Annotated in this window: 20 protein-coding genes and 1 riboswitch; of the genes, 16 read left to right on the forward strand and 4 right to left on the reverse strand. The window is 70.5% G+C overall.

The features are described from left to right. Positions 1-2 precede the first annotated feature (2 nt). The 8 genes from rpe (at position 3) to BLU20_RS08465 (ending at position 6,203) form a co-directional block, all read left to right on the forward strand. Positions 3-665, forward strand: coding sequence for a ribulose-phosphate 3-epimerase (gene rpe / locus BLU20_RS08430; protein WP_083372242.1), 663 nt, complete (start codon positions 3-5; stop codon positions 663-665). Positions 666-858: 193 nt separating this feature from the next. After that, a riboswitch (FMN riboswitch) is annotated at positions 859-981 on the forward strand. A gap of 103 nt (positions 982-1,084) precedes the next feature. Continuing rightward, positions 1,085-2,152 carry a bifunctional diaminohydroxyphosphoribosylaminopyrimidine deaminase/5-amino-6-(5-phosphoribosylamino)uracil reductase RibD gene (ribD, locus tag BLU20_RS08435; RefSeq protein ID WP_231959162.1) on the forward strand — a complete coding sequence of 356 codons (1,068 nt, stop codon included), beginning with the start codon at positions 1,085-1,087 and terminating at the stop codon, positions 2,150-2,152. Further along, a complete protein-coding gene (locus tag BLU20_RS08440) occupies positions 2,152-2,781 on the forward strand; it encodes a riboflavin synthase (protein ID WP_083372991.1) in 630 nt (209 codons plus the stop codon). Before ribD ends, BLU20_RS08440 begins: the two co-directional genes overlap by 1 nt. Next, the gene (gene ribA, locus BLU20_RS08445; protein ID WP_083372243.1) at positions 2,778-4,046 is read left to right on the forward strand and encodes a GTP cyclohydrolase II; all 1,269 of its coding nucleotides are present in this window, start codon (positions 2,778-2,780) and stop codon (positions 4,044-4,046) included. Before BLU20_RS08440 ends, ribA begins: the two co-directional genes overlap by 4 nt. Next, positions 4,043-4,510, forward strand: coding sequence for a 6,7-dimethyl-8-ribityllumazine synthase (gene ribH, locus BLU20_RS08450; RefSeq protein WP_083372244.1), 468 nt, complete (start codon positions 4,043-4,045; stop codon positions 4,508-4,510). Before ribA ends, ribH begins: the two co-directional genes overlap by 4 nt. 71 nt (positions 4,511-4,581) lie before the next feature. Continuing rightward, positions 4,582-4,845, forward strand: coding sequence for a phosphoribosyl-ATP diphosphatase (locus tag BLU20_RS08455; protein ID WP_083372245.1), 264 nt, complete (start codon positions 4,582-4,584; stop codon positions 4,843-4,845). 42 nt (positions 4,846-4,887) lie between these two features. Further along, positions 4,888-5,736 (forward strand): ATP phosphoribosyltransferase, encoded by an 849-nt coding sequence (hisG, locus tag BLU20_RS08460; protein WP_029253422.1) that lies wholly within the window; start codon positions 4,888-4,890, stop codon positions 5,734-5,736. Positions 5,737-5,741: 5 nt separating this feature from the next. After that, a complete protein-coding gene (locus BLU20_RS08465) occupies positions 5,742-6,203 on the forward strand; it encodes a PH domain-containing protein (RefSeq protein ID WP_029253421.1) in 462 nt (153 codons plus the stop codon). Positions 6,204-6,329: 126 nt separating this feature from the next. Here BLU20_RS08465 and BLU20_RS08470 read toward each other — a convergent pair whose 3' ends face one another. Next, positions 6,330-8,162, reverse strand: coding sequence for a DEAD/DEAH box helicase (locus tag BLU20_RS08470; protein ID WP_083372246.1), 1,833 nt, complete (start codon positions 8,160-8,162; stop codon positions 6,330-6,332). A 385-nt stretch (positions 8,163-8,547) separates the two neighbouring features. On the opposite strand from BLU20_RS08470, the gene BLU20_RS08475 reads away from it, so the two are divergent. The 8 genes from BLU20_RS08475 (at position 8,548) to BLU20_RS13765 (ending at position 13,667) form a co-directional block, all read left to right on the forward strand. Continuing rightward, positions 8,548-9,453 carry a DUF881 domain-containing protein gene (locus BLU20_RS08475; protein WP_172829053.1) on the forward strand — a complete coding sequence of 302 codons (906 nt, stop codon included), beginning with the start codon at positions 8,548-8,550 and terminating at the stop codon, positions 9,451-9,453. Further along, positions 9,450-9,782 carry a small basic family protein gene (locus tag BLU20_RS08480; RefSeq protein ID WP_029253418.1) on the forward strand — a complete coding sequence of 111 codons (333 nt, stop codon included), beginning with the start codon at positions 9,450-9,452 and terminating at the stop codon, positions 9,780-9,782. The genes BLU20_RS08475 and BLU20_RS08480 overlap by 4 nt, the downstream gene beginning before the upstream one ends. A gap of 5 nt (positions 9,783-9,787) precedes the next feature. Further along, positions 9,788-10,927 carry a DUF881 domain-containing protein gene (locus BLU20_RS08485; RefSeq protein WP_083372248.1) on the forward strand — a complete coding sequence of 380 codons (1,140 nt, stop codon included), beginning with the start codon at positions 9,788-9,790 and terminating at the stop codon, positions 10,925-10,927. 105 nt (positions 10,928-11,032) lie between these two features. Continuing rightward, on the forward strand, positions 11,033-11,497 hold the full coding sequence (locus BLU20_RS08490) for an FHA domain-containing protein (protein WP_043109951.1): 465 nt from the start codon (positions 11,033-11,035) through the stop codon (positions 11,495-11,497). Between the two features lie 77 nt (positions 11,498-11,574). Next, positions 11,575-12,231, forward strand: a complete 657-nt coding sequence (ftsR, locus tag BLU20_RS08495; RefSeq protein WP_083372249.1) for a transcriptional regulator FtsR — start codon at positions 11,575-11,577, stop codon at positions 12,229-12,231. Between the two features lie 43 nt (positions 12,232-12,274). Next, on the forward strand, positions 12,275-12,757 hold the full coding sequence (locus BLU20_RS08500) for a bifunctional nuclease family protein (RefSeq protein WP_231959163.1): 483 nt from the start codon (positions 12,275-12,277) through the stop codon (positions 12,755-12,757). A gap of 122 nt (positions 12,758-12,879) precedes the next feature. Continuing rightward, positions 12,880-13,455, forward strand: coding sequence for a MerR family transcriptional regulator (locus BLU20_RS08505; protein WP_029253413.1), 576 nt, complete (start codon positions 12,880-12,882; stop codon positions 13,453-13,455). Positions 13,456-13,520: 65 nt separating this feature from the next. Next, entirely contained in the window at positions 13,521-13,667 is a 147-nt protein-coding gene (locus BLU20_RS13765) for a hypothetical protein (RefSeq protein WP_157270406.1), read from the forward strand. Here BLU20_RS13765 and BLU20_RS08510 read toward each other — a convergent pair. The 3 genes from BLU20_RS08510 to BLU20_RS08520 all read right to left on the reverse strand — a co-directional run bounded on the left by BLU20_RS08510 (position 13,664) and on the right by BLU20_RS08520 (position 16,361). After that, positions 13,664-14,932 (reverse strand): phospholipase D-like domain-containing protein, encoded by a 1,269-nt coding sequence (locus BLU20_RS08510; RefSeq protein WP_029253412.1) that lies wholly within the window; start codon positions 14,930-14,932, stop codon positions 13,664-13,666. The two genes, BLU20_RS13765 and BLU20_RS08510, sit on opposite strands and share 4 nt — an antisense overlap. 29 nt (positions 14,933-14,961) lie before the next feature. Further along, positions 14,962-15,231, reverse strand: coding sequence for a DUF7218 family protein (locus tag BLU20_RS08515; RefSeq protein WP_083372250.1), 270 nt, complete (start codon positions 15,229-15,231; stop codon positions 14,962-14,964). An 80-nt stretch (positions 15,232-15,311) separates the two neighbouring features. Then, positions 15,312-16,361 (reverse strand): tyrosine-type recombinase/integrase, encoded by a 1,050-nt coding sequence (locus BLU20_RS08520; RefSeq protein WP_083372251.1) that lies wholly within the window; start codon positions 16,359-16,361, stop codon positions 15,312-15,314. Positions 16,362-17,370 lie beyond the last annotated feature (1,009 nt).

Here is a 17,370-nt window from a genome sequence, read left to right on the forward strand (position 1 = left end):
CCATGTCAGCTCTGATCGCCCCCAGCATCCTGTCCGCCGACTTCGCGAACCTCGAGCGCGACCTTCATCGGATCTCGAACGCCGACTACGCGCACGTCGACGTCATGGACAACCACTTCGTCCCCAACCTGACGCTGGGGCTCCCGGTCTTCGAGCGTCTCGCCCAGGTCTCGCCGATCCCGCTCGACGCGCACCTCATGATCGAGGACCCCGACCGGTGGGCGCCGGCCTACGCCGAGGCAGGGGCTGCCTCGGTCACGTTCCACGCCGAGGCGGCGACCGCGCCGGTCCGGCTCGCGCGCGAGATCCGACGGCTCGGGGCGAGGGCGTGCGTCGCCTTCCGGCCGGCGACGCCGGTCGAGCCGTTCGTCGACCTGCTCGGCGAGGTCGACATGCTCCTCCTGATGACCGTGGAGCCGGGGTTCGGCGGTCAGTCCTTCATCGAGGGGACGTTGCCGAAGATCCGGCGTGCACGACGGGCTGTCGCGGACGCGGGCCTGCAGGTCCGGATCCAGGTCGACGGGGGAGTGAGCAGGGAGACGATCGAGCGCGCGGCCGAGGCGGGTGCCGACGTGTTCGTCGCAGGCTCGGCCGTGTACGGGGCCGACGACGTCGCGGGGGAGATCACCGCACTGCGTCGTCTCGCTGACGGAGCGCACGCGTAGGGAAAGTCGGGCGACGTCGGACGGGAGGGGGCGGACGACTGTCTGCTCCTCCTCTTCCTCGACGATAAAATAGTGTGCCAAGCACACATTATGCGCCTTGAGGCGACCAAACCAGGACCTCACCCCAAAGGCAGCACGTACGCCGGGGTCGACCCTGCCCAGATGTGGGATCATGAACGTGCAAGTACGCAACAACGTGCTCCGGGGTCGGTGAAAGTCCGAGCCGGCGGTGACAGTCCGCGACCCGCGCTTCGGCGCGGTTGACCTGGTGGAACTCCGGGACCGACGGTGAAAGTCCGGATGGGAGGAACACGTGGCGGCGCGGGGAGACCTGTGTCGTGGTTTCGTGACGCGGCATTCTGCCGCGTGCGCGTGCCGTCTCTCACCCCGGAGCAGGATGCTTCGAGGACGGAGGAGACGTGAGCGCAGCTCGCATGACAGTGGTGGACGCGATGCGTCGTGCCCTGGTACTGGCCGCCGAGCGCCCTGTCCGTGGTCCGAATCCGCGCGTCGGCTGTGTCCTGCTCGCGTCCGGGAACGAGCATGACCCTCGCATGGTCCTGGCCGAGGGCCGCAACCATGGCGTCGGAACCCCGCACGCGGAGGCCGAGGCACTTGCCGATGCCCAGGCCCGAGGGGTCGACGTGCGCGGCTCGACCGCCGTCGTGACGCTCGAGCCCTGCCATCACAGGGGCCGGACACCGCCTTGCTCGTCGGCGCTCCTCGATGCGGGCGTCTCCGAGGTGGTCTATGCCGTCGCGGACCCGCACGCCGTCGCTGCCGGGGGCGGTGCGTGGCTCGCGGACCACGGCGTTCGCGTCACGGAAGGCCTCCTTGCCGACGAGGGGACCCAGGTGCTCGGTGTCTGGCTCGATGCGGTCCGCGCGGGCCGCCCGTTCGTGACGCTGAAGATCGCGACGAGTCTCGACGGCCGTGTCGCGGCTGCCGACGGGTCGAGCCGGTGGATCACCGGCGACCAGGCACGGATGCACGCGCACGAGGTCCGTGCCCAGGCCGACGCGATCCTTGTCGGTACCGGCACCGTGCGTGCCGACGACCCGTCCCTCACCGCGCGCGGTCCCGAGGGGAGGCTGGCCGACACCCAGCCGCTGCGCGTCGTCGTGGGGCACAGCCCCGTGCCCGCGAGCGCCCGTGTGCGGTCTGCGGACGGTGGGGAGCTCGTGGTGGTGCGGTCACGGGACGTCCGCGAGGTGCTGTCCGTCCTGCAGGAGCGTGAGGTGCGGCATGTGGTGGTCGAGGGTGGGCCGGTGGTGGCGTCGGCGTTCCTGGCGGCGGGTGCGGTCGACGAGGTTCATGCGTATGTGGCCCCGGTGCTTCTGGGTTCGGGCCGGAGCGCGGTCGTCGACATCGGGGTGAGGACGATCGGGGAGGCGGTGCGGCTGTCGACCGTGGGGGTTCGGCAGCTGGGTGAGGACATGTTGGTCGTTGCGAGGCCTGTCGGGCCGTCGCGGGAGGAGGAGTGCTGATGTTCACGGGAATCGTCGAGGAGATGGGTGTGGTGCGGGGGCTGGAGTTCCCGTCGGGTCCGGAGGGTGACGCGGTGCTCACGGTGGAGGGGCCCGTGGTGACGTCGGACGTGCGGCTGGGGGACTCGATCGCCGTGGACGGGGTCTGCCTGACGGTCGCGGGTGTCGACGGTGCGGTGTTCACGGCGGACGTGATGCCGGAGTCGTTGCGCCGCACTGCGCTCGGTGGCCTGACGGTGGGGGCGCGCGTCAATCTCGAGCGGGCGATGCCGGCCCACGGGCGGCTGGGCGGGCACATCGTCCAGGGGCACGTGGACGGCGTCGGTGCGTTGGTCTCCAGGTCGCCGGGGGAGAGGTGGGACGACCTGGTGTTTGCCGCACCGTCGGCTCTGCTCCGGTATGTCGCGGAGAAGGGCTCGATCGCCGTCAGCGGGGTGTCGTTGACGGTGACGTCGGTGGGTTCCGGCTCGTTCGGCGTCTCGCTGATCCCGACGACGTTGGAGGCGACGGTTCTCGGTGCGCTGGAACCGGGCGCCCGGGTGAACCTCGAGGTGGACGTGGTCGCGAAGTATGTCGAGCGGCTGATGGCGGGGGGCTCGTCCGCGAGCGCCGTCGGGGGTGTGGCATGAGCGGGGTGGTGCTGTCGTCGGTGGAGCGTGCGCTGGAGGAGATCGCTGCGGGACGCCCGGTGCTCGTGGCGGACTCTCCGGAGCGTGAGAACGAGGCGGACGTGGTGTTCGCGGCCTCGCGGGTGAGTGTCGAGTGGGTGGCGTGGACGATCCGGCACTCGTCGGGGTATCTGTGTGCGCCGATGCCGATCGGGCGGGCGGACGCGTTGGAGCTGCCCTTGATGGTGCCGGAGAGTCAGGATCCGCGCCGCACCGCGTACACGGTGACGGTGGACGCGGCGGTCGGCGTGACGACGGGGATCTCTGCGGCGGACCGTGCACGGACGCTTCACGTGCTGGCGGACCCGGGGTCGGGGGCGGTGGATCTGATCCGTCCTGGGCATGTGCTGCCGTTGCGTGCGGTGGCTGGAGGGGTGCTGCACCGTGCGGGGCACACGGAGGCTGCGGTCGACCTCGTTCGGCTGGCCGATGCGGGTGAGGTCGGTGGTATCGCGGAGCTCGTGCACGACGACGGGTCGATGGTGCGTCTGGACGACGCGTCGGCGTTGGCGCAGCGGGAGGGGCTGGTGCTCATCACCATCGAGGACCTGATCGCCTGGCGCCTGGAGCACGACCCGGTGGTGACGGAGCCGGAGGCTGCGCCGCAGCGTGCCCGGGTCCAACGTTCGGGTGTGGCTGCGCTGCCGACGGAGCACGGGGAGTTCCGGGTGCACGGGTACCGGGACGTGAAGACGGGGGCGGAGCACGTGGCCCTGGTGCCGGTCGAGCCGACCGGGGCGCCGGCGGACGTGCCCGTGGTCCGGGTGCACTCGGAGTGTCTGACCGGGGACGCGTTCGGGTCGTTGCGCTGCGACTGTGGCCCTCAGCTGCACGAGGCGATGCGCCGCGTCGCCGCGGTCGGGGGCGCGGTGGTGTACCTGCGGGGGCACGAGGGTCGGGGCATCGGCCTGCTCGGGAAGATCGGCGCGTACGAGCTGCAGGACGACGGCCGGGACACGGTCGAGGCGAACCTGGAGCTCGGCTGGCCCGCCGACAGGAGGGAGTACGGTGCCGCCGCGGCGGTCCTGGAGGATCTCGGGCTCGGTCGGGTCGAGCTGCTGACGAACAACCCTGCGAAGGTCACCGGCCTGACGGCGTCGGGGATCGACGTCGTGCGCGCGACACGGCTCGAGGTGGGGCACGGCAGGCACAACCATGCGTATCTGCTGACGAAGAAGGTGGCGATGGGCCACCTGCTGGACACGATCACGGAGGACGGACGATGAGCGGAGCAGGAGCACCGAAGATCCAGGTGGACGGGACGGGCCTGCGGGTCACGGTCGTCGCCGCGAGCTGGCACACCGCCGTCATGGACGGCCTGCTGGCTGGGACGCGCCGTGCGTTGGCGGAGGCTGGCGTCAGGAGCGTCACGGAGGTGCGGGTGCCCGGGTCGTTCGAGCTGCCCGTCGCGGCGGCGCGGGCGGCCGAGACCGGCGCCGACGCGGTCGTCGCGCTGGGCGTCGTGATCCGCGGCGGGACCCCGCACTTCGACTACGTCTGCTCGGCCGCCACGCACGGGCTCACGGACGTCTCGACCCGGACCGGCGTGCCGGTCGGCTTCGGGCTCCTGACCTGCGACACCGAGGAGCAGGCCCTTGACCGTGCGGGCCTCCCGGGGTCCGGCGAGGACAAGGGCGCCGAGGCCGCCGAGGCGGCGATCGCGACCGTCCTGGCCCTGCGTGCACTGTGACGTCCGCGAGCGCCGGGGCCGGTGCGTGGAATCCGTGCACCGTTCCGTGCGCGGGCGTCTAGGCTGGGTTCGTGAAGACGTTTGAGGAGCTGTTCGCCGAGCTGACCGAGAAGTCCGTGTCGCGTCCCGAGGGGTCGGGCACCGTCGCGGAGCTGGACGCCGGCGTGCATGCCATCGGCAAGAAGATCGTCGAGGAGGCTGCGGAAGTCTGGATGGCGTCGGAGTTCCAGACGGACGCCGAGGCTGCCGAGGAGATCTCCCAGCTGCTGTATCACCTGCAGGTCATGATGGTGGCGAAGGGTCTGACCCTTGAGGACGTCTACCGCTACCTGTGACGTGTCGTTGCCCGTGTCGTCAGAGTCGAACCGAGGAATTCCGTGCTGCGCATTGCCGTCCCGAACAAGGGGTCACTGTCCGAGCCTGCTGCTGCGATGTTGAGGGAGGCCGGGTACCGGCAGCGCCGTGACTCGCGCGAGCTCGTCCTGGCAGACCCGGACAACGACGTCGAGTTCTTCTTCCTGCGTCCGCGCGACGTCGCGGTGTACGTCGGGGCGGGGACGGTCGACGCCGGGATCACGGGCCGGGACCTGCTGCTCGACTCGGGGGCGCGGGCGGACGAGCACCTGCCGCTGGGCTTCGCCGGGTCGACGTTCCGGTTCGCAGCGCCGTCGGGGACGACGACGCAGATCTCCGAGCTCGCGGGCAAGCGGATCGCGACGTCGTACAACGTCCTGGTGGAGCAGTACCTGACCAGCCGGGGGATCGAGCCCGCGGGGATCGTGCACCTCGACGGAGCCGTCGAGTCGTCGGTGCGTCTCGGCGTCGCCGACGTGATCGCGGACGTCGTGGAGACGGGGACGACGCTGCGCGCGGCCGGCCTGGAGGTGTTCGGAGAGCCGATCCTGCGCTCCGAGGCCGTCCTCATCAAGCGGCGCGGTGAGGAGGACCCGGCGGGCCTGGAGATCCTCACCCGCCGCCTGCAGGGGGTACTCACCGCCCGGCAGTACGTCCTGCTCGACTACGACGTCCCCGTCCGGCTCGTCGAGCAGGCCGTGGCCCTCACCCCGGGGCTCGAGTCTCCGACCGTCTCCGCGCTGCACGACAACGACTGGGCTGCCGTCCGCGCAATGGTCCCGCGCCGCGAGACCAACCAGGTGATGGATGCCCTGTACGACGTGGGCGCACGGGCGATCCTCGTGACGTCCATCCACGCGTGCCGACTCTGAGCACCATGGCGTCCGTACCCCGCGACACCGACCCCTACGCCTCCTTCTACCCCCGGTGGGGGCGCGCCGTCGCGCTCGTCCTGGCTGCGATCCTCCTCGGCGGCTGCATCATCATCGCCGTCGTCGTCGAAGGTCCGATGGCCTCGGCCGGAAACCGTGCGTCACTCCTCGGCTTCGGTGCGTTCTCCGCCTTCCTCATGTGGCGGCTCGGCGGGGTCCGTGCCGACGTCAACCCCCAGGGCATCACCATCCGCAACGCGGGGAGCACCCGCAGGCTCGACTGGGCACAGATCGTGGCCGTCCGCTTCAGCCCCGACGACGCCTGGGTCCGCCTCGACCTGTCGGACGGAGACACCGTCTCCGTCCTCGCCGTCCAGCGCGCCGACGGCGCACGCTCCGAGGCCCAGGCACGTCGCCTCGCCGCGCTCGTCGCCGCCCACGGCGAGGCCCCCGAACCTCGACCCTGACAGCACGACCCTGCGTGCACGCCCTCGGACCGCACGACGTGGGACCCGGACGGCGCGGGTGGCCCGGGGCATGACGAGGAAGGGCCCCGCAGCCAGTGGCTGCGGGGCCCTCCTCGTCATGACGGACTAGCGGTCCGAGCCCGCGCGCGAACGCTCCGGACGGTTCACCGGGCGGCTCGTCGCACCGTGACGGTGCTCGTGCCGCGGTGCGCTCGACCCGCGAGCGCCCGACGGTGCCCCGCGGTCCTTCGCGATGCGCAGCGGGCGACCGCCCACACGGGCCCGTCCGATCCGGGCGAGCGTCTCGTCGTCGAGGTTCGGGACGATGTCGACCAGGGAGAAGCTCGGGAAGATGTCGATCTTGCCGAGGTCCTTGCCGTTGAGCCCGCCCTCGTTCGTCAGCGCACCGACGATGCCACGCGGCTCGACGCCGTCCTTGTGCCCGACCGAGACGCGGTAGCGCGTCCCGACGGCCTCGCGGCGGATCCCGCGCTCACCACGCTCACGCTCGTCACGGACCCGGGGGGACCGCTCGCGGTCGGGACGGGTGCCTTCGCGACGTGCTGCGCCACGCTCGCGGGCGGCCTTCGCCTCGGCACGCTCGGCGTCGAACGCCTCCTGCTCGGCACGGGCCTTCGGGCCGTCGTCGCCGACCGCGAGCGCCGCGAGCGCCGCGGCGAGGTCGACCGGGTCGGTGTCGGGGTGCTCTGTCAGGTAGGTGCGGACGAGGTCCGCGTACATCGTCAGTCGGCCGGCCTCGGTGCGGTCGGCGACCTTGGCGAGGAGGGTCTTGGCCCGGTGGGCGGACACGTCGGCGGGGGAGGGGATCTCGATCTCCTCGAGCCGCACGCGGATCATCCGCTCGATCGTCTTCAGGCGTCCGCGCTCGTGCGGGTTGACGAACGACAGCGCGGTACCCGACCGGCCCGCACGGCCGGTGCGGCCGATGCGGTGCACGTAGGCCTCGGGCTCCTTGGGCAGGTCGAAGTTTACGACGAGGCCGATGCGGTCGACGTCGAGTCCACGCGCGGCGACGTCGGTGGCGACGAGGACGTCGACCTGGCCGGAGCGCAGGCGCTCGACGATCTTCTCGCGGTCCTTCTGCGCGACGTCGCCCGAGATGGTCGCAGCGGCGATCCCACGTTCGACGAGGGCGGACCCGACCTCCTCGGCGGCGGCACGCGTGCGGACGAACACGATCGCCGCGTCGACGTCCGAGGTCGCGATCACACGGGCGAGGGAACCAGCCTTGTGGCGGAACGGCACGACGGCGTAGGTCTGGCGGACGCTGGTGACCGTCGTGGCCTGGCGGGCGACGGCGATCTCAAGCGGGTCGTTGAGGTGCTGGGCCGCCACGCGACGAATCTGCGGAGGCATGGTCGCGGAGAAGAGTGCGACCTGACGCTCGACAGGGGCACGGTTGAAGATGTTCTCGACGTCCTCGGCGAAGCCCATGCGCAGCATCTCGTCGGCCTCGTCCAGAGCGAGGAACCGGATCGAGTCAAGCTTGAGGGTCCCGCGCTCGAGGTGGTCGATGACGCGACCGGGGGTGCCGACGACGACCTGGGCACCGTCGCGCAACGAGCGTGCCTGCGGGCCGAACGGCGCGCCGCCGTAGACGGGGACGACCTCCAGACCGGGCATGTCGGCGGCGAACGACTCGATGGCCTCCGCGACCTGCATCGCGAGCTCGCGGGTCGGGGCGAGGACCAGCGACTGCGTACGGCGCAAGGTCGGGTCGATCGCGGCCAGCAGCGGCAGGCCGAAGGCCGCCGTCTTGCCGGTGCCGGTCTGGGCGATGCCGGTGATGTCGCGACCCGACAGCAGGGCCGGGATCGCCTCGGCCTGGATCGCGGAGGGGGTGGTGAAGCCCAGGTCGGCGACAGCCTTGCGCAGCGAGGCCGGCAGGTTCAGGTCGTCGAAGGTCAGGGCAGGGGTGGGTGCAGCGTGATCGGTCACGTACCGGTCCGTTCATGTGGGGCGGCGGAGCGTCGTGCGGTCACCGAGTCGGTTCTCCGCAGGTCGCTGTCCCGGACACAAACTGACGAGAGGCGCGCACAGTAGGGCGCGAATACACACCACGGGAATGGCGACATACTCCACTGGAGTCCCTCCAGCGTACGTTCTGCCCGCCAGCATGGGAACACCGCGGCCCGGTGAGGTCGGCCACAACGACTCGGGGACACTACGCTTGTCCCGAGCACCGCACCGCACGAGAAGGGGAGGGCGACGTGCAGACCGCGACGGCGACACTCACCCGTGCGACCTGTGTCCCGGCACCGTTCACGCTCTGCCTCGTCCCCGGTACCGTCGGCGTCGTGACCCTGATCGTGGAGGAAGTCCGATGACGCGCCGCCCGGACGAGTCGATGACGCTGCTGCGCGAGGTGATGGAACGTCCCCTCGACCCCGGCTACGCCGCGGCCGCCGAACGGCGTGCCCAGAGCCCCGACGGCGGGACCCGCCGGGCCGCCTGGGTGACCGCCACGGTCTTCCTGGTCGCCGCGGCGATCGGTCTCGTCGTCACCGTCGCCGCCGTCACCCTGCGCGCACCCCAGCCGGCCGCCGCCGAGGCCCGCACGCTCCTCGAGACCGAGCTCGCCGACCGCGAGCGCCAGGCCGACGCCCTGGGCGCTGAGGTCGACGACCTGTCCGACGAGGTGGAGGCCCTCCGGTCCCAGACCTTCGACGACCAGGACCCCGACGTCCAGGCCGCGCTGCTGCGTGACGGCGTCGTGTCCGGGTCGGTCGCCGTCGAGGGCGGGGGACTGCTGCTCACTCTCGCCGACGCGAGCGCCCTGGCCGGTGCGGAGATCGACACCGACTCCCAGGTGCACGACGACGACCTGCAGCGCGTGGTGAACTCGCTCTGGTACGCGGGCGCTGAGGCGATCTCGATCAACGGACGACGCCTGACCCCGCTCAGCGCCATCCGGTCCGCGGGTCAGGCGATCCTCGTCGACCTGCAACCGGTCTCCTCCCCGTACCGCATCACCGCCGTCGGCGACCCGACGACGATGCAGACGGAGTTCGCGAAGTCCCCGGGCGCCTCGTTCATCCTCACGTTGTCCTCGTTCGGGATCCAGAGCTCGACCACGCCACAGTCCAGCGGGCTCTCCGTGCCGGCCGACCCGAGCATCCAGACGTTCTACGCACAACCCCTAGACTCCAGCCAAGACGATGCAGACGACACCGACGCCGACAGCACCTCGACGGAGCCGCCGACGTCCGACCCGGAAAGCACCCCATGATCGCCGTGATCGGCCTCGTGGTCGGCATGATTGCCGGCCTGGCCCTGCAGCCTGAAGTTCCCGCGTTCCTCGCGCCGTATCTCCCGATCGCGGTGATCGCCGCGCTCGACGCCCTGATGGGTGGCCTGCGCGCCAAGCTCGACGGCATGTTCGACGACAAGGTCTTCCTCGTGTCGTTCCTGTCGAACACGGTCATCGCGGCCTTCATCGTCTTCCTCGGAGACCAGCTCGGTGTCGGCAGCCAGATGTCCACGGGCGTCGTCGTCGTCCTCGGGATCCGCATCTTCTCCAACTCCGCGGCGATCCGCCGTCACCTGTTCAAGGCGTGAGCGGCATGACCTCACCGGAGAACGACGAGCCCGCTCCCGGGCGCAAGGACCCGACGAGCGCCGCAGACCCCGCAGACGCCGCGGACGAGACAGGGCGCCCGGAGGACGGGACGTCGCAACCCGCCGGGCCCGCAGGCTCGGAGGCGCAGGCGGTGCCGGTCACCGATGCGCCGGAGGAGGCCCGTGAGCCTCGCGGAGCCGCAGACGACGGGCCCGATGAGGAAGGAGCGGCGGAGGAGGAGCTCGACACGGCCGACGCGTCCGACGTCGACCGCCCCGGACCGCCCGAGCCGCAGGAGCACCACGTGAGCGAACGGACGCGCGACGACCGGGAGACCACCGACACCGGACCCGATGCGGCCGGTTCCGACCTCGAGGTCGACCCGTCGGACACTGACGCGGCCGACGACGACCACGAGCACCGCGCCGGCCACCACGACCCGGTCGGCCCGAGCTGGTTCGCCTCGCGCAGGTCGCAGTTTCTCGCCGCGGTGCTGCTCGCGGGACTCGGCTTCGCCCTGGTCGTGCAGGTCGGTGCCAACCAGGAGGACGAGTACTCCACGCTGCGCCAGTCCGAGCTCGTCAGGCTGCTCGACGAGGCGACCCAGCGGACCAACGAGCTCGAGGAACGATCCCGTGAGCTCGAGGCGACCCGCGACGAGCTCGCCGCCGGCGTCGAGAGCGACCGGCGGTCCGAGGAGCTCGCGCAGGAACAGGCGACGACCGAGGGCATCCTGTCCGGCCGCCTGCCCGCCACGGGGCCCGGCATCGAGCTGACCATCATCGAGGGTTCCGAGGCGCTGTCGGCCTCGACGATGTTCAACATCCTCGAAGAGCTGCGCAACGCCGGGGCCGAGGCGATCGAGCTCAACGGTGTCCGCGTCGTCACGAGCACCTGGTTCACCCGGGGCGAGGACGGCCTCGTCATGGACGACAACCTCCTCGAGTCGCCGTACCACTGGTCGGCGATCGGCGAACCCACGACACTCGAACCCGCGCTCGAGATCGCCGGCGGTGCGATGGCCGCGGTCCGCAACGCCGGTGCGCAGGAGACGATCCGTCAGCTCGACGATCTGGAGATCACCTCGACCCGAGAGCCCGAGGACCCCGAGTTTGCGACGCCCGTCCCAGAATCTGGTTCGTAGCGTCGTACCCCGCAGGGTGCGGAGAGTGCCTCACTGGCCATAGGGTGTACACGGATCCGACATGATGGACGCAGCGGCCGGAAACGGCGTTGCCAAGGAGGCGACATGACTACTCCGGCAGGCCCTGAGCCGACGCACGGTGGCCCCGAGACGACGATCAGCTTCGGCCGCATCGACCCGGCTGCCGCCGAAGAGCCGGGGCCTCGCGGTGGGCTCGAGTCGGACGAGAAGGCCGCCGTCGCCGCGCTCCCGCGACACTCTGCGCTCCTGATCATGCAGCACGGACCCGGAGCCGGGTCGAGGTTCTTGCTGGACACCCCGCGGACCGTCGCGGGCCGCAGCGAGCGCGCCGACATCTTCCTCGACGACGTCACCGTCTCGCGCAAGCACGCCGAGTTCGTCCGCGAGGACGACGCGTTCTACGTCCGCGACATCGGCTCGCTGAACGGCACCTACGTCAACCGAGACCGGGTCGAGACCGTCGCGCTGAACCTGGGCGACGAGGTGCAGATCGGCAAGTTCCGTCTCACGTTCTACCCGAGCCCCCACGCGGGGACGACCGAGGCGTGAACGCTTCCGCACAACGTGCCGTCGGTCCCGAACCGGCCGGCACGACGTGGCCCCATGGTGTCTCGCATCGCGCCACCATGCGGATCTCGGACGTCCTGACGGCGCTACGTCCCGACTTTCCGGGCGTCAGTCACTCCAAGCTCCGTTTCCTCGAGGAGCAAGGCCTGATCGAACCGGTGCGGACCAACGCCGGGTATCGGCAGTACAGCCCCGCCGACGTCGAGCGGCTGCGGTTCGTTCTCGTGGAGCAGCGAGACAGCTACCTGCCGCTCAAGGTCATCAAGGAACGCCTCCACGAGCTCGACGATGGCGGGACCGAGCACGCGCCCGGCCCCCGGATCGCCGGCACCCCCGCCGAGGCCGCGCCCAGCCGGTACACGACCGAGTCCCTCGCGGCTGCCGCAGGCGTCCAGACCGAGTTCGTCGACTCTCTCGTCGAGGCGGGGGTCCTGCGACGCTCGCCCGGTGGGCAGCACGACGCCGCGTCCCTCGAGATCCTCCGGCTCGCCTCCGCGCTGGCCGAGTACGGCGTCGAGGCCCGACACCTCCGCTCGCTGCGCACCGCCTCGGACCGGCACGTCAGCCTCGTCCAGCAGATCGTCGCACCGTGGCGCAGCCAGCAGTCCCCGTCGGCTCGCGCCCACGCGGGCACCATGGCCGCCGAGGTGGGAGAGACCTGCGCCCGGCTGCACCGGGCCTGGGTCCACGAAGGCATCTCCGACCTCACCTCCTGACGCTCCGCGCGCCGTCCCGGTCGGACCGTCGTACGGTGACCAGGTGAGCCACAACCCCCCGATGGTTCACGTCGACGTCCTCGGCGTGAGGCAGCGGCAGGGCGAGCGAGAGATCGTCGTCCTGCTTCTCGATGGCGCCTCGGAGCTGGTCGTGCCGATCGTCGTCGGGCCCCGTGAGGCCAACGCGATCGCGACCGCCCAGTCGGGCATGACGGCTCCCCGCCCCATGACGCACGACCTGCTGTGCGACGTCCTCGAGGCCGTCCAGGTGCAGCTGACCTGCGCCGAGATCGTCGCCCTGGACGACGGGGTCTTCTACGCCGAGCTCGTGCTCAGCAACGGTCAACGCCTCGACGCCCGCGCGTCGGACGCCATCGCGGTCGCGATCCGCACCCACAGTCCCGTGCTGTGCTCGGCCGAGGTCGTCGCGACCTCCGGCGTCGAGGTCGTCTCCGGACGCCAGCGCGAGGACCTCGAACGCTTCCGCACATTCCTCGACCACGTCGTCCCCGAGGACTTCACATGAGCCACCGGCGCGCCGCACCCTCGACCTGAGGTCGAGGGTCATAAGGTTGACCCAGAGCACGATCACCGGACCTCGTGGGCGCACCACATGGCCGACGAGAACTCCGACCTTCAGGAGGCGCAGTGAACAGCAGCGGACAGTCGCAGGCCCCGGCCCCGCGCGACAACGGTGCGCAAGGCTTGCTGTTCGGCGAGTCGCTCGACGAGCAGTCCCTGACGGTCGGATACCGCGGTCCCACCGCCTGCGGTGCCGCGGGGATCACCTATCGCCAGCTCGACTACTGGGCGCGGACCGGGCTCGTCGAGCCGTCCGTGCGGAACCCGACCGGCTCCGGGACGCACCGGCTCTACGGGTTCCGCGACATCCTCGTGCTCAAGATCGTCAAGCGACTTCTCGACACCGGGGTGTCGCTCCAGCAGATCCGCACCGCGGTCCAGGCCCTGCGAGACAGGGGAGTGGCGGACCTGGCCCGGATCACCCTCATGAGCGACGGCGCCAGCGTCTACGAGTGCACCTCTGCCGACGAGGTCGTCGACCTCGTCCAGGGCGGACAAGGTGTCTTCGGCATCGCCGTCGGACGGGTCTGGCGCGAGGTGGAGGGCACCCTGAGTGCGCTGCCCACCGAGGACGCCGAGCCGACGCAGCACGCGGGAGACGAGCTTGCAGCACGTCGCCGCTCCCGCATCGAGGCCGGGTAGCCGACTCCCCACTGCGCGGTCGTCGGCAGAGGTCCTAAGGTGAGAGGACGACCCGAGGAGGAACGATGACCACCCCCGAACCGCACACGGACAGTCTCGGCGAGCAGATCGTCGCCCAGCACCCCGAGTACACCGAACCTGTCCTCCTCGAAGAGGACGAGACGGTTCCGCCGCGCCCCGAGGAAGACGCGGCGGACACGCTGCGCTCCTAGAGGAGCGGACGCAGAGGCCTGATCATCGATTCCGAGAGCTTGGCGACGATGTTGCGCTCGCTCCACTCGCCGGCCGTGAGCTCACGGCAGTTCGTCAGGTCGGTGGCGAAGATCTCGTCCATCAGGCGTGCAACGCCCTCGTCGACGATCTCGGCGTTGACCTCGTAGTTTCCGCTCAGGCTCAGTCGGTCGATGTTCGCGGTGCCGATCGTGGTCCACCGTCCGTCGATCGTCGCCGTCTTGGCGTGGACCATGGCGTCCTGGAACAGGAAGATCCGCACTCCGCCGTTCAGGAGCGTCGCGTAGATCCCGTTGCGCAACCAGTCGGCGATGACGTGGTTCGAGATCTCCGGGACGATCACCCGCACGTCGACGCCGCGGGCCGCCGCGAGCAGCAGGCCCGTCAGGATCTCGCGGTCGGGGATGAAGTAGGCCTGCGTGATCGAGACCGTGCGCACAGCCCGGTCGATCGCGTCGAGATACAGGTTCCGGATCGGGAAGACCAGGTGCGACGGCGCGTTGCGAGCCATCCGGATCCGCGGGTCCCACACCTGCGAACCCGGGTCCTCGAGTGCGGGGTGCGCCGTCCTGTTCGCGTTCCAGAAGTCGACGAACGCGTTGCGCAGGTCCCAGACAGCCGGGCCCGAGATACGCAGGTGCGTGTCCCGCCAGCGCGTCGCGTAGTCGTCCCCGATGTTGTACCCGCCCACGAACCCGACCTCGTCGTCGACGACGAGGATCTTGCGGTGGTCACGGCCCGACTTCCTGACGTTGAAGGCCAGGACGCCCGGACGGAACACGGGAAACCGCACCACGTGGATCGCGGGGGAGAAGCGGAAGAAGTCGCGCGGGACGACCAGGTTCGCGAAACCGTCGTAGACGAGGTAGACGTCGACACCGCGAGCCGCTGCCTCCTCGACGGCCTCCTTGAAGGCGTGCCCGGTGGCGTCGTCCTTCCAGATGTAGGTCTCGAGCATGACGCGGCGGCGTGCGCCGCGGATCGCAGCGAGCATGTCGGCGTAGAGGTCCTCACCGAACGTGTAGACGCGTGCCTCGGTCTCGTCGATCGACGTGTCTCCGGGCGGCGTGACGGGGAACGTCCCGGTCAGACCAGAGCTGCGACGGCGGATCGCGTCGTACGCCATGATCCCCGTCGCGGCGCCGAAGGGGATCATTGCGGCGACCAGCGCCGACCGGCGCACCAGCCGCCCGAACCGTTGGGACGTCGTCAGGGGCTGCGGTGCGGAGCGCGCGAAGAAGGACACGTCCCGCACTTTACTGCGAGCGGACCGGATCAGCGCGACCGCAGCGCCTTGACGAGCTCGCTCTTGCGCATCGAGGACCGGCCGGCGACGTCGAGCTCGCGGGCTCGCTCTCGCAGATCGTCGACCGTCCAGTCCTCGTAGGGCTCCGCATGACCGCCCCGGCGGCCGACGGCGCTGCGCCCTTCGTTCGCCGAGGCGTTGGCGATCCGCGCCGCCTTCTCCTTGCTCGCCCCGTCCTCTCGAAGACTCTCGTACACCGTGTCGTCCTTGACGCTCGGTCCCGGCTTCTTGCCCGGCATCTGCCACCTCCACGCGGTTCTGCTGATCGTGTACCGACCCAGGATGGAACGGACCGCGCGAACTCGCACCGGGATGCCCGTCAGCCTGTCGACTCGCGAGGGCCGCTGAGCGGGTGGGCCCGGATGGCGGCCGCCAGCTCGCCGTCGATCCGGTCGAGGTAGACGTTCGTGGTGGCGATCGAGGCGTGGCCCAGGAGCTCGGCGACGACCTTGACGTCCCAGCCGTGCGCGACGAGGACGGTGGCCGTCGTATGACGCAGCGCGTGCGGGGTGGCGTCGCGACGGTACTCCTCGGGCATTCGCGCGGTGGCACGCCGCACGACGTCGCGGACCCCCTGGGCGTCCATGCGCCGCCCGCGCCACGTGAGAAACAACGCCTGCGCCGTGTCGGGATCGTCCGGGCGTCGGGCTGCGAGCCGTGGCCGTAGATCCGCGGTATAGGTCGCCAGCGCCTCGGCCAGAGGAGGGGAGAGCACGACTGTTCGCGGGACCCCGCCCTTGCCGCGGATTCGCCACCGCGTCTCGTGCGGCTCACGGACCAGGTCGTCCAGGTCCGTGCGGACCACCTCTGAGACACGCGGACCGAGGACGAGAAGGAGAGCGACGAGCAGGCGGTTCCGTTGGGCGAGATCCTGGTCGACACGCGGCGCCTCGTCGTCCGGCCTCTCGGTCGAATCCAGCAGCGCTCGGGCGGCCGAGGCGGACAGGGCCGTGCGGGCGCTGCGGAGCGGCTCCCGGGACCTCGCCGGAGGAGACGCGAGCTGGAACGGGTCCACCTGGACCCAACCGTGCCGTACCGCGTGGGCGAAGAACCTCGAGACGGACTGTCGGAATCGGTTCACCGTCGCGGCGGAGCGGCCGGGGGGCCGCTGCCGGGCCGAGCCAGGGGAGTAGCGGCGGTCCGGAGTGGCCTGATACTCGACGAGGACGTCGTCGACGTCGGGACCCTCGATCTCGTCCAGCACCACGCGGTCGCCCACCAGGCTCTGGAACTCGCGCAGATCCCGGACGTAGCTGCGTTGGGTCGAGGGAGCGAGGACCCCCCGCGAGGTCTCTGACGCGACGGAGCGCAGGTAGGCATCCACGGCGTCGACGACGACGATGCGTTCGATCCGTGGGGGACTGGCCATGAGAAACCTCGGGGAGCTGGTGTCAGAAGGTACGGACCAGACAGTACGGACAGCCACCGACAGCCCGTCGCCCGCGAGCACGTACAGAACCATTGTGTTGCACTAAACACAATGGTTTATACCTAATGTCCGAATCAGCGTACCGCATGCACGGTCTGTCACGCGCGCTGCACGCCGTGAGCGTCGCCGCGCAGGGGTGTGCCGCGTGAGGCGACGTGGTTTGCGTGGGGCCGGGGTGCGCGCGTCGTCGGCCCGCCGTGCCCATGGGTGTGCGAACGCCCCGGCGCGGAGCACGCCGGCAGGCCCGGAGGGGAGTGCATAGTCGGCGATCGCGTCGCCGTGCTGGGTCGTGGGCTGCGCGACGGAGGCATTGCACCCGGGTGCATGTCGCGTCGCGCGACTGGCGACACCGTCGACCTCGTCGTGAGCTCGGCAGGAACGCGCCGTGGCACAGCGATGGTTCGCCGACGGTCGTCGCGGGTGTGCGCGATCAACGTCGTCGTCCCGGACCGGGACGACACATTGTCTGGGCCCGCCTGTGGCTCACGGGCTCTGGGGAGCGGGCTCCTGGCTGCGTCCGGGCCGTTCTGACGCTAGAATGACATAATGAACATTATCGGCGTTCCCTATGAGGGGCTTAGCACGCTTCTATGCACCAGCAGATCGACGGGACGTCGACCTTCGTGGCCGCTCGAGCTCCTGGTGCGACCAACCAGTGCACACCGTTCGCCTCCGGGTTGGTCGCACGTCGCTCGATACGCGGACCACTCGTCGGCCGCGCTCTCGGCCCGCGGGGCGGTTCGGAGCTCGTCCGTCCGGGTGTCTGGGTGCCGTCACGCACCGACCACCGGGGCCACCAGGCTCGGTCGGCCCGGATTCCGCGCAGATTGCCGGTGGTGACGCTCTCCCCTGCGCATGTCCTAAGTGTCCGAATTGTTGTTGTGTGCGTCCACGACACGCCAGGCCCGCGATCGTGTGTCGTCTCGCGAGGTCAGGCGTCGTCGTGCCC

The sequence above is a fragment of the Paraoerskovia marina genome, assembly GCF_900105445.1.
GTDB classification, from domain to species: Bacteria; Actinomycetota; Actinomycetes; order Actinomycetales; family Cellulomonadaceae; genus Paraoerskovia; species Paraoerskovia marina.